Source organism: Aestuariimicrobium sp. p3-SID1156 (assembly GCF_025144225.1).
In the GTDB taxonomy this organism is placed as follows: Bacteria; Actinomycetota; Actinomycetes; order Propionibacteriales; family Propionibacteriaceae; genus Aestuariimicrobium.
Map to the genome: position 1 here is coordinate 20,811 of NZ_JALXXB010000001.1, position 11,418 is coordinate 32,228.

Here is an 11,418-nt window from a genome sequence, read left to right on the forward strand (position 1 = left end):
GTCGACGTAACTTACGCCAGCGTAGCCTGTCGCCGAGGAGCAAAGGTGACGTAGCCATGGACAACGTCGACGCCCTGCAGCTGCGCCATGCCTGTACCGCTCGGCCTACGCTGTCCCAGTGACCGACGCTCCGCCCACCATTTGCCCAGCGCGACCCCCACGCAGCCTTGCCCCGGACCTTGCCCGCGGGCTGATGCTGCTCTTCATCGCGCTGGCGAATGTGGCCTGGTATCTCTACGACCGACCCGGGGGCATCATCGGGGCCCACCCCGAGCCGGGCTCGGTACCTGACAAGGTCGCGCAGGCACTGATGATCACCTTCGTGGACGGCCGGATCTTCCCGCTGTTCGCCTTCCTCTTCGGCTACGGGATGGTGCAGTTCTACACCAGCCGACGCCGTCAGGGGCTGTCCGACAAGGACGTCCGCACCATGTTGGCCAGGCGGCACTGGGCGATGTTCGGTCTGGGTGCCGCGCACGCCATCCTGCTCTTCGTCGGCGACGTGCTCACGTCCTATGCCATCGCCGGCCTGGTCGTCGGCGCGATCTTCTTCCGCCATCGCACAGGGGTGCTGAAGTGGTGGCTCATCATCCCCGGCTCCCTCGGCGCCCTGGTGGCGGGGCTGGTGGTCGTCATCGGCATCCTCGCCGGGCCCGGCACCATGGAACCCCTCGACATCGCGCAGTCCACCGCAGGCGAACCGAGCTACGTCGCCTCGATGCGCACGCGGACTGTCATCTGGGCCGAGACCGCCGCCGTCGCGGGCCTGTTCTTCACGATTCCCTTGCTCCTGCTCGCGTCCTGGGTTGCTGCCCGCGTTCGGCTGCTCGAGGACGCGGCCCAGCACCGCCGACGGTTGGTGACCATCGCCGTCCTCACCCTGCCGATCAGCTGGGCGGCGGGAGCGGCCCAGGCACTGCAGCAGATCGGGGTCCTGACCTCCATCGCGCCCTGGACCTTCACGGCCTGGGAGATGTTCGTCGGCCCCATCGCCGGCCCGGGGTATGCCGCCCTGTTCGCCCTGCTGGCCACCCGCTACACCGACCGTCGGCCTGCCTGGGTGCTCGCAGTCTCTGCCGTCGGGCAGCGTTCGCTGAGCTGCTACCTGTGGCAGTCGATCATCATGGCGCCCGTGCTGTCTGCCTGGGGCCTGGGTCTGGGTGGACGCCTGACCACCTGGTCCTCGCTCCTGTTTGCCGCCGCGGTCTGGCTGGTGTCGGTGGTGATCGCCGACCAGCTTCGGCGGCACGGGAACAGGCGAGGGCCCTTCGAGCTGCTCCTGCGCAGGCTCACCTATGGCGGCATCCCGGCGCGCGCGCAGCCGGTCACCGCCCCGGTACTGATGCCCTGGGAGATGCCCGCGGGCTGGATGCTGCCGCCTGCCCACGCCCCAGGGGCACCCCCACCACCCAGCTGGACGCCCCCACAGGGTTGGGCTCCCCCGCCACCCGGGTGGGCAGCTGCCCACGAAGCGACGAGCGTCAGCGCGCCACCGGCTGCTCCAGCAACTCCGGTGAGGCCGCGAGATCCTGCTCGCTGAAGGGCGGGAACCCCACCAACTCTCAGAGGCGTTCCCGCAGCCAGGCCAGGTCGTCCGACTGCCCCGACACCCCACCGGGGGTCTCAACCACCACCGGCGCTCCCGCCACACGCACGACCTCGACCAGGCCCTCCGGGTCGCACTGCCCGGACCCGAAGTTGGTGTGCCGGTCGGCGCCCGAATCGAAGGCATCGCGCGAATCGTTCGCATGCACCAGGTCGATGCGTCCCGTGATCGCCTTGACCCGCTCGACCAGCCCAACCAGCTCTTCGCCGCCGGCATGCGCGTGGCAGGTGTCCAGGCAGAAGCCGACGCGGTCGGCATTGGCCGATCCCTCGATGGTCGACCACAGCTGGTCGATGCGTTCCAGCTTCCGGGCCATCGCGTTGGCGCCGCCAGCGGTGTTCTCGATCAGCAGCGGGACGTCGATGGTCAGTCCGTCGATGGCCTTGCGCCAGTTGTCGAAGCCGAGCTGGGGGTCCTCATCGGCAGTGACGTGCCCGCCGTGCACGATGACTCCCTTCGCCCCGATCTGGGCGGCCAGGGTGAGGGTCTGTTGCAGCAGCTTGCGGCTGGGGATGCGGATGCGGTTGTTCGAGCTGGCCACGTTCATCACATAGGGCGCATGCACGAAGAGCTGGACGCCGGCCTCCTCAGCGACACCCTTGAGCACCTCCGCGCCACCGGCGTAGGCCAGCTTCGGGGCCTTCCAGCTCTGCGGATCCCCGAGGAAGAACTGCGCCACGCTGGCATCGCGGGCCAGCGCCTCGGCGATCGGGTCGTCCTGGTCAACATGCGCACCGAGCGCCACGGGTTCAGCCATGCCGACAGTCTAGGCACGCCCTCCCGGGTGGGCTGGCGGGCCAGCGGCGCCTACGGTGGCGTAGCCTGCGGGAATGGCCATCCTCCGCGACGCACCCCTGCCCCAGGTCTTCCGCCACAGCGCGCAGGAGCATCCCGAGGCCCTCTGTTGGCGCGTCCGCCGCGATGAGGAGTGGCAGACCTGGACCTATGCCCAAGCCGATGCCGAGGTGCAGCGGCTGGCGTCCGCACTGGTGGCTGATGGCATCCAGCCCGGTGACCGCGTCGGCATCTTCGCCAACAACCGTCCCGAATGGACGCTGGCAGACCTGGCGATCCTCAGCATCGGCGCGATCGTCGTGACGGTCTTCGCAACCTCTGACGTCGACCAGGCCGAGCACATCCTGCGCGATTCCGGGGCGACCCACTGCATCGTGGCGGGGCGTGGGGAGGCCTTCGTGCTCGCCCAGGCCCACCTGCCGATGATGCGCCACATCCTCACCATGGACCGGGTGCCCGGCTACGACTCCCTGGTCGAACTGATGGATCGCGCGCCCGACGCGTCCGATGAGGTTGCCCGGCGCAGCGACGCGCTGACGCTCGATGACGTGGCGACGATCATCTACACCTCCGGCACCACCGGGGCGCCGCGCGGCGCGATGCTCACCCACGGCGGTTATGCGCACCAGCTGCGCACCATCGATGACCTGTGGCACCTGGGGCCCGGCGAGTCGAGCCTGAGTTTCCTGCCGCTCGCCCATGCGCTGGAGAGGGTCTGGACCTTCTATGTGATGGCCAGCGGCATGGCCAACACCTACTGCGAGGACCCGCGCACCGTGGCCGAGCTGATGCCGCTCGCGCGTCCGACCACCATCATCTCGGTGCCCAAGCTCTACGAAAAGGTCTATGCCGGGGCGCACGAGAAGGCGTCCGGGTCACCGCTCAACCGTGCGATCTTCGACTGGGCGCTCCGCGTCGGGGGACGCAACCAGCGCCACCATCGCAAGGGTTCCACGCCGCCGTGGTGGTGGCGTGCCCAGTTGCCGTTGGCCGACAAGCTGGTGTTGCGGGCGATCCGCGAGGCGGTCGGAGGTCGCAAGACGCTGCTGATCTCCGGCGGTGCGCCGCTGCGGATCGAGGTCGAGGAGTTCTTCTCCGCCGCCGGGATGCTGCTCGGCCAGGGCTATGGGCTGACCGAGACCGGCCCGATGACGACCGCCTTCGCGAAGGACAGTTTCAAGCTGGGCACGGTCGGCAAGCTGGTCGCCGAGGCCGAGATTCGGCTTGGCCGCGACGGGGAGATCCTGCTCAAGGGCCCCCACATCATGAAGGGCTACTGGAACAACCCCGAGGCGACGGCCGCGATGTTCGACGAGGAGGGCTGGTTCCGCACCGGCGACGTCGGCTACGTCGACACCCAGGGCTATGTGGTGATCACCGACCGACTCAAGGACATCATCGTCACCCTGGGCGGCAAGAACGTCGCCCCGCAGCCGATCGAGGGGCTGATCCTCTCCGACCCCCTGTTCGAGTACGCCGTGGTGCTGGGCGACAACCGCCCCTACCTGACGGCGCTGCTGCAGCCCTCGATCCCGGCCCTGGAGGAACTGGGTCAGGCGATGCAGCTGTCCTGGGAGACGGTGGGTGAGCTGCTCAAGCACCCGCGGATCCTGTCGGAGGTCACCGAACGGTTGAGCCGGCTGCAGTCCCGCGTCCCCGGGCATGAGAAGGTGCGTCGGGTTCGGTTGCTACAGGGGCTCACGATGGAGGACGGCACGCTGACGCCGACGTTGAAGGTGAAGCGGAAGGTGGTCGAGAGCCGGTTCGCGGAGCTGATCGAGCAGATGTACGCGGGGACGCCGGCACGCTGAGTCCAGCCCCGTCGGGTCGCGGCCCATCACCGGACTGCTCCTGACCGTCACCGCCCAGCCCGAGGGGCGCCAGTCGTCAGACCAGGTCGACGAAACGGACCGTGCCGGACAGCAGGTCGATGACGGCCAGGCGTCCGGCGAGTGGTTCGCCCAGGCCCGTCAGAACCTTGACCGCCTCGGCGGCTTCCCAGGCCCCGGCCAGGGTCGGCGTGGCACCCAGGATTTGCGGCGGCGCGGGCAGTTCCTCGCGGACGCCCACGACGTCCTCCCACTGCGGACCGCCGGGCACGAAGACCGAGACCACGGCGGTCCAGCCGTCGATGCCCGCCCACACCCACGGACGCCCCGCAGCCCGGCAGGCGGCTGAGATCGCTGCTCGGGAGGCCTGCCGGTCCGTGCAGTCCACGACCAGGTCGTGGGCCGCGACGAGGTCGACGTCGTCGGCGGTCAGGCGGTAGTGGCGTCCCTCGATCTCACTGTCGGGCGACAGCGCCCGCATGCGCGCAGTGGCGAGTTCGACCTTGCGCCGACCGACGTCCTCGGTGGTGAACAGGGTCTGCCGGTTCAGGTTGGAGGTGACGACGTGGTCGTCGTCGAGCAGGGTCAGGTGACCGATACCGGCCGCCGTCAGCGCGGGGATCGCCCCGGCACCCAGGCCACCGCACCCCACCACGAGGACGCGGGAGTTGCGCAGTTTCTCATGGCCTTCGCCCAGCAGTCGTCGCTGCCGGAACCACTGGTCGTCCTCAGCATTCACCCAGACCCACCCACTCCGTGGTGCCGTCGGCGAAGGTCTGGTGCTTCCAGACCGGGACGCGCTCCTTGATGCGGTCCACCAGGGCCGCGCAGGCGGTGAATGCCTCGGCGCGGTGAGCGGAAGCGCACGCAGCGACGAGCGCCAGGTCGCCGACGACCAGGTCGCCGACGCGGTGCTCGGCATGGATCGCGACTCCGAACTCGGTCTCCACCTCGGCAGCGACCTCGGCCATGATGCGGGCGGCCTCGGGGTGGGCGGAGTAGCTCAGTGCGGTGACGGGGCGGTCATGGTCGTGGTCCCGCACGATTCCCTCGAACAGGACGCAGGCGCCGTCGGCCCTGGTCACCACTGCCTCTCGGGCGCGGATGGGATCCAGCGGGGTGCCGGAGATGGCTGCATGGGGCATGCCCTTCAACCTAGCTCACCTGCAAGGATGGGCGACATGAGCGATGTGGCCTGGCACCGAACATTCGAGCAGCATCGGGAGGCCTGCGTGGCCTTGGCGCCCGCGCCGACTCGGGTGGACGTGCCCGTGCTCGAAGCCCGCCGACTGGTGCTGGCCGAGGATGTGCACGCGACCCTCAACCTGCCCGCCACCGACGTCTCGGCCATGGACGGTTTCGCGGTGCGGCACGCCGATCTCCGCGAGGGCGTCGTGCTGCGCGTGGTCGGCGATGTCCCCGCCGGTGCCCCCGCAGACGGTGAGGTCACCGAGGGGACGGCAGTCCGGGTGATGACCGGCGCCGGGATTCCGGCGGGCGCGGACACCGTGGTGGCGGTCGAGCTGACCGACATTCCCCGCGGGCCGGTTCCGCTGCCGACGCAGATCACGGTCCGTGAGGTCCCTCCCCTGAACGACGCCACCCGCAGGACTGGCTCAGACGTCGAGTCCGGCAGCCTGGTGGCGTCCGCGGGGACGATGGTCGGACCGCTCGAAGTCGCCGCCCTCGCCGCGCTGGGACGCCCCACGATCCCCGTGCTGCGGCTCCCCCGCGTGCGCTGCGTCGCGACCGGGGCTGAGCTGCGCGGTCCGGGTGAACCGCTGGAACCCGGGCAGCTGCACGACTCCAACTCCTATGCGCTGGCTGCCCTGTGCGAGTCGCTGGGACATCCGGTCGACCGGGTGACCATGGCCCACGACGACCCTGACGCCATGGCTGCTGTCCTCCCCGGACTGCTCGCCGATGTTGACGTGCTGGTCTTCACCGGTGGGGTCAGCGCCGGCGCCTTCGAGGTGGTGCGCCAGACCCTGGCCGAGCGCGGCGTCGAGTTCGGCCAGGTCGCGATGCAGCCCGGCAAGCCGCAGGGCGTGGGAGTGATCGACGGCGTGACGATCTTCTGCCTGCCCGGCAACCCGGTGTCCACCGTGGTCAGCTTCCTGGGCTTCGTGCGGCCCTGGCTGGACGCAGCCTCCGGGCGTCCTGCCGCCCAGCCGCTCACCGCCACCTTGACCGAGGGTTGGTCGAAGAAGCCGGGACGCGCCCAGTTCATGCCGGTGCGACTCATGCTCGGGGCCACCGGCCATGAGGCCAGCCAGGCCACCGCCGGAGGCTCGCTGTCGCACCTGGTCAGCCGGCTGGTCGGGGTGGACGGCTTCGCGATGGTCGACGCGGAGGCGTCCGAGGTTCGTGCCGGCGACGAGATCAAGGTCATGATGGTGCCATGAGCCAGCAGTTCACCCACGTCGATTCCCGAGGCGCCGCCCGCATGGTCGATGTCTCCGGCAAGCAGCCCACCGTCCGTCGCGCCACCGCGCGTGCGGTGGTCGAGCTGGGGCCGACCGTGGCGTCGGTGATGGATGACGACGCCGTGCCCAAGGGTGACGTGCTCGCCGTCGCGCGCATCGCCGGGATCGCGGCTGCCAAGAAGACGCCTGAGCTGTTGCCGCTCGCCCATGTGATCGGCGTGCACGGGACCACCGTCGACATCGAACGCGAGGGCGAGGTCCTGACCATCACCGCCGAATGCGCCACCGCTGACCGCACCGGCGTCGAGATGGAGGCGCTGACTGCTGCCTCCGTGGCAGCACTCGCCGTGGTGGACATGGTCAAGGGGCTCGACAAGGGCGTCCGGATCGCCGGGGTCGAGCTGATCGCCAAGTCCGGCGGCAAGTCCGGCGACTGGCACCGCGCCTGAGTCCTGCGAACTCGGCACGAACCGCTCAGTGATCTCCGCCCGCGGCCTGGGCGAGCAGGTGGTCCAGCAGCGGGTCCAGCACGTCGATGGCGTCCCGGCAGCCACCGACGCTGCCCGGGAGCGTGATCACGACCGTCCGCACGGAGCCCTCGATCACGCCGGCGACGCCGCGGGTCAGGGCCGCCCCCACCACTCCAGCGGACGCCCCTTTGGCTCGCACCAGCTCAAGGATCCCCGGGATCTCCACGGAGAGCAACGGGGCCACCACCTGCGGGGTCAGGTCGCGCGGAGTGATCCCGGTGCCACCCGTGGTGAGAACCAGCGCCGCACCCGAAGCGACAGCGTCCGAGACCGCCGCAGCGACCGGTGCCCCATCAGGCACCAGCACCTGCGACACCTCAAACCCGCGTCCGCGCAGCCACTCCGCCAGCAAGCGGCCGGAGCGGTCCTCCCCGATGCCGGAGCTGATCCGGTCCGAGGCAGTGACCACCACCGATGAGACGTTCATCACGCCAGTGTAGAGTCGAACGCATGTCCGTCCTGCCCCTCGCCGACCGTTTCGGTCGCACGGCCACGGACCTTCGGCTGTCGGTCACTGATGTCTGCAACCTCCGCTGCACCTACTGCCTGCCCGCCACGGGCGTGACCTGGCTGCCACGACCGACCATCCTGACCGCCGAGGAACTCGCCCGCCTGGCCAGGGTGGGGATCGAGCGTCTCGGCATCACCAAGATCCGTCTCACTGGTGGTGAGCCGCTGACCCGCCCCGACCTGGTCGAGATCGTCGAGCGCATCGCCGGCCCGCACCCGGAGGTCGAGATCGGCCTCACCACCAATGGCGTCGGCCTCGCCGCCCTGGCCCATGACCTCAAGCGAGCGGGCGTCGACCGGGCCAACATCTCCCTCGACACCATCCACGCCGAGACCTACCAGGCCATCACCCGCAGGGACGGCCTGACGTCAGTGATCGCCGGCATTCGCGCGGCCTCGGAGGCGGGCCTGGGTCCGGTCAAGGTGAACGCGGTGCTCACCAAGGGCGTCAACGACAGCCAGTTCCTCGACCTGCTCGACTTCTGCCTCAACGAGGGCACCGAGTTGCGTGTCATCGAACAGATGCCGATCGGCGCCACCCGCGACTGGGCCGCCGAGAACCTCATCTCCGCCGATGCGGTGCGCGCGATGGCCGAGGAGCGCTATGAATTGCGTCCCCTGCCCGGGCGCGGAGCCGCCCCCGCTGCCCGCTGGGAGGTCGTGGACAACGGCACCGTGCGCGGCACCCTGGGCATCATCGCCTCGGTCACCGAACCCTTCTGCGGAGTCTGCGACCGCACCCGCATCAGCGCGGATGGGCAGCTGCGTTCCTGCCTGTTCTCCCGCGACGAGACCGACCTGCGCACTCCTCTGCGGGGGGGCGCGACCGATGACCAGATCGTCGAACTCTGGGCCGGGACGATGTGGGAGAAGCCGCGTGCCCATGGCTCGGGCCACGGCGGTTTCGGCCCCGGCTTCGAGCAGCCAGACCGACCCATGAACGCGATCGGAGGATGACATGCTGATTCGCTGGTTCGCCGGTGCGGCCCAGGCCGCCGGCACCACCGAGGAGACCATCGACGACCCACGGGAGGGCACGATCCGCGAGGTGCTGACCGGTGTGCATCCGGACGCCGCCGAGGTCCTGCAGCGGTGCAGCTTCCTGGTCGACAAGAAGTCGCTGCCCGGGGACGCCCCCTGGCCCAGCGACGCGCAGACCCTGGACGTACTACCCCCCTTCGCAGGCGGGTAGGTCGTGACCGAGCACCACAACGCACCCGTCATCTGTGAGGGCGCGACCCCGGCATTGGGGGAGGCAGCCGCCCATGTGCTGATCGTGACCCACACGACCGACGGAGTCTGCGAGAACCGCTCCGGGCGCACCCTGGTCGAGGCCCTGGAGGAGCTGGGCTGCGACGTCACGCTCACCATCGTCCCCCCAGACGTCGACAGCGTCCGAGCTGCGTTGGCACAGGCCATCGCGAGTGCCGACGTCGTGGTGACCTCGGGCGGCACTGGCGTGCGCCCCGGTGATGTCGTGGTGGACGAAACCCTCGCTCTCGGTGTGGTGGAACTGCCCGGGATCGCCGAGGAGATCCGGCGCCGCGGCACAGCCAGGACCCCCGTGTCGATGCTCTCGCGGGCGGTCTGCGGCATCGTCCGCGACGGCGAGCGGCGTGTGGTGGTGCTGAACTCCCCCAGCTCCCGTAGGGGCGCGGCGGACGCGACCAGTGTCCTCGGCGAGGTCCTGCACCACCTGTTGCGCGACCTGCGCGGCGTTAGCCGCAGCGGCTGACCCGCTCCAGGTCAAGCGGTGGTGCGACGTCCCTTGAGCAGCAGCGTCAGCACCAGGCCCAGCGCTGCCGTGATGACCAGCGCCCACAGGCCGAAGGCGTACGAACGGGTCTCGGGGTTGTAGGTCGCGGCCATCAACAGCGGCGGGAAGTAGCCGCCCAGACCACCGGCCGCGGCCACCGTTCCCGAGACAGCGCCGACCTTGTCCTTGGGCGCGACCCGCGGTACCCAGCCGAAGATCGAACCCTGGCCAAGGCCCAGGGAGGCAGCCATCAGCAGGAAGGTGACGCCTGTGACGATGCCCTCCGGCGGCTGGAAGCTCACGATTGCGGCGGTGACGATGATGCCCACGAAGGCGATCGCCGAGATGATCCTGGCCCCGAACTTGTCGGCGAGCGTCCCGCCAAAGGGGCGGGCGACCACCGCAGCCAACACGAACATTGCCATGCGGTTGCCGGCGCCGATGACGTCCACCTCCGTCGGGTAGACGGTGGTGAGGTACTTCGGCAGGAAGGTCGAGAAGGCCACGAAACCGCCGAAGACGATGGCGTAGAGGAAGCACATCTGCCAGGTGATACCCAGCTTCAGCGCGGCTGTGATGCGCGGGATGATCGGATTCACCTGGCGGTCCCAGGCCGGGGACTCCTTCATCAGGAACCAGACGACGGCAGCCATCACCACCAGCACGCCGGCGATCGCGTAGTGGGTGCCTGCGTAGCCCAGGCTGCCCTTGGCCAGGCGGGGCGTGACCAGAGCAGCCACCGCGGTGCCGCACATGCCCATCCCGAAGATGCCATTGGCCAGACCGCGCTTCTCGGGCTCGTACCAGGCCGAGGAGAAGGGGATGCCGATGGCGAACACGGTGCCGGCAATACCGAGGTAGAAACCGGCAGCCAGCAGCAGCGGGTAGGACTTCATCTCCCCGGCCACCGACACCAGGATGACCGCCGGTGCGGCGAGGAGCAGGATGGTCGCGAACATCGTGCGGCCGCCGTATCGGTCAGTCAGCGCACCGACCAGGATGCGCCCCAGCGAACCAACGAGCACCGGCATCGCGAGCATGATCGCGATCTGGCCCTCGGACAGGCCCATCGAGGTGGCATAGGTCTTCTGCAGCGGCGCAATCGACATCCAGGCCCAGAAACCGGTCATGGACGCGATCGTCGCCAGGATCACCTGGGGCAGCTGCTGCCGCAGGTCATGGCCAGCGGCAGGCGAGGTGGGGGCCGGGGACGTGGGGGTGGCGGAAGTGCTCATCATCGGGTCCTCTTCTGACCGACGGTCTGCCAGCTGCTGCCCTGGACGGGGCGGGTGCCGCGGCTGCGGTAGACGATGTAGGGGCGGAACAGGTACTGCACGGGTGCGGCGAAGGCGTGCACCAGGCGGGTCAGCGGCAGGATGCAGAACAGGAGCAGACCCACCACCACGTGGATCTTGAAGGGCAGGGTCGCGGCTTCCATCGCCGCGATGTTCGGCTTAAAGGTGAACAACGAGCGGAACCAGACCGAGACGGTGTCGCGGTAGTTCACCTCTTCACCGTTCGGGCGCTCCCCGCCGAAGAAGGTGGCCACCAGACCGAGCACCAGCGCTGCGGTCAGGACGACGTACATGCCCTTGTCATTCCACGTCGTGGCGGCGAACACCGACGGGTTGGTGCGGCGCCGGATGATCAGCGCGAACAGGGCCAGGACGCAGACGACACCGGCGATACCGCCGACCACCAGAGCCATCAGGTGGTAGGTGTGCTGGCTGATCCCCACCCTGTAGGTCCACTCCTTGGGGATGAGCAGACCCACCAGGTGACCGCCGAGCACCGCGAACAGCGCATAGTGGAACAGCGGCGAGGCGATCTTGAGGATGCTCTTCTCGTAGATCTGCGAACTGCGGCTGGTCCAGCCGAACTGGTCGAAGCGCCGCCGATACCACAGGCCACCGATCAGCAGCAGCAGAGTCAGGTAGGGCAGGACGCCCCACAGGAAGACACTCAT

Annotated in this window: 13 protein-coding genes; 7 read left to right on the top strand and 6 right to left on the bottom strand. The window is 69.3% G+C overall.

The features are described from left to right. Positions 1-118 precede the first annotated feature (118 nt). Positions 119-1,540 carry a DUF418 domain-containing protein gene (locus M3G03_RS00085; protein WP_259807178.1) on the top strand — a complete coding sequence of 474 codons (1,422 nt, stop codon included), beginning with the start codon at positions 119-121 and terminating at the stop codon, positions 1,538-1,540. A 22-nt stretch (positions 1,541-1,562) separates the two neighbouring features. Here the strand turns inward: M3G03_RS00085 and M3G03_RS00090 are convergent, their stop codons facing one another. After that, positions 1,563-2,363, bottom strand: coding sequence for a deoxyribonuclease IV (locus tag M3G03_RS00090; RefSeq protein ID WP_259807179.1), 801 nt, complete (start codon positions 2,361-2,363; stop codon positions 1,563-1,565). A 73-nt stretch (positions 2,364-2,436) separates the two neighbouring features. Between M3G03_RS00090 and M3G03_RS00095 the strand changes: the two genes are divergently transcribed. Further along, the gene (locus M3G03_RS00095; RefSeq protein WP_259807180.1) at positions 2,437-4,212 is read left to right on the top strand and encodes a long-chain fatty acid--CoA ligase; all 1,776 of its coding nucleotides are present in this window, start codon (positions 2,437-2,439) and stop codon (positions 4,210-4,212) included. Positions 4,213-4,288: 76 nt separating this feature from the next. Here M3G03_RS00095 and M3G03_RS00100 read toward each other — a convergent pair whose 3' ends face one another. Both M3G03_RS00100 and M3G03_RS00105 read right to left on the bottom strand, forming a co-directional pair. Further along, positions 4,289-4,969, bottom strand: coding sequence for a HesA/MoeB/ThiF family protein (locus M3G03_RS00100; RefSeq protein ID WP_259807181.1), 681 nt, complete (start codon positions 4,967-4,969; stop codon positions 4,289-4,291). Continuing rightward, complete coding sequence (locus M3G03_RS00105) at positions 4,959-5,375, bottom strand: molybdenum cofactor biosynthesis protein MoaE (protein ID WP_259807182.1); 417 nt, start codon at positions 5,373-5,375, stop codon at positions 4,959-4,961. The genes M3G03_RS00100 and M3G03_RS00105 overlap by 11 nt, the downstream gene beginning before the upstream one ends. Before the next feature lie 36 nt (positions 5,376-5,411). Here M3G03_RS00105 and glp point away from each other — a divergent pair, with 36 nt between their 5' ends. Together glp and moaC are read left to right on the top strand one after the other, a co-directional pair. Next, positions 5,412-6,635, top strand: coding sequence for a gephyrin-like molybdotransferase Glp (gene glp / locus M3G03_RS00110; RefSeq protein WP_259807183.1), 1,224 nt, complete (start codon positions 5,412-5,414; stop codon positions 6,633-6,635). After that, a complete protein-coding gene (gene moaC, locus M3G03_RS00115; RefSeq protein WP_259807184.1) occupies positions 6,632-7,105 on the top strand; it encodes a cyclic pyranopterin monophosphate synthase MoaC in 474 nt (157 codons plus the stop codon). Before glp ends, moaC begins: the two co-directional genes overlap by 4 nt. A 25-nt stretch (positions 7,106-7,130) precedes the next feature. Here the strand turns inward: moaC and M3G03_RS00120 are convergent, their stop codons facing one another. Beyond that, positions 7,131-7,613 (bottom strand): molybdenum cofactor biosynthesis protein B, encoded by a 483-nt coding sequence (locus tag M3G03_RS00120; protein ID WP_259807186.1) that lies wholly within the window; start codon positions 7,611-7,613, stop codon positions 7,131-7,133. A gap of 23 nt (positions 7,614-7,636) precedes the next feature. On the opposite strand from M3G03_RS00120, the gene moaA reads away from it, so the two are divergent. The 3 genes from moaA to M3G03_RS00135 are packed head-to-tail and all read left to right on the top strand — an operon-like array spanning position 7,637 to position 9,431. Continuing rightward, entirely contained in the window at positions 7,637-8,653 is a 1,017-nt protein-coding gene (moaA, locus tag M3G03_RS00125; protein ID WP_259807188.1) for a GTP 3',8-cyclase MoaA, read from the top strand. A gap of 1 nt (position 8,654) precedes the next feature. Beyond that, positions 8,655-8,888, top strand: a complete 234-nt coding sequence (locus tag M3G03_RS00130) for a MoaD/ThiS family protein (protein ID WP_259807190.1) — start codon at positions 8,655-8,657, stop codon at positions 8,886-8,888. A gap of 3 nt (positions 8,889-8,891) precedes the next feature. Beyond that, positions 8,892-9,431, top strand: coding sequence for a molybdenum cofactor biosynthesis protein B (locus M3G03_RS00135; RefSeq protein WP_259807191.1), 540 nt, complete (start codon positions 8,892-8,894; stop codon positions 9,429-9,431). 11 nt (positions 9,432-9,442) lie between these two features. Here the strand turns inward: M3G03_RS00135 and M3G03_RS00140 are convergent, their stop codons facing one another. Both M3G03_RS00140 and narI read right to left on the bottom strand, forming a co-directional pair. After that, complete coding sequence (locus tag M3G03_RS00140) at positions 9,443-10,687, bottom strand: NarK/NasA family nitrate transporter (RefSeq protein WP_259807192.1); 1,245 nt, start codon at positions 10,685-10,687, stop codon at positions 9,443-9,445. Continuing rightward, positions 10,687-11,418: a respiratory nitrate reductase subunit gamma gene (gene narI, locus M3G03_RS00145; RefSeq protein WP_259807193.1), complete on the bottom strand. Its 732-nt coding sequence runs from the start codon at positions 11,416-11,418 to the stop codon at positions 10,687-10,689. Before narI ends, M3G03_RS00140 begins: the two co-directional genes overlap by 1 nt.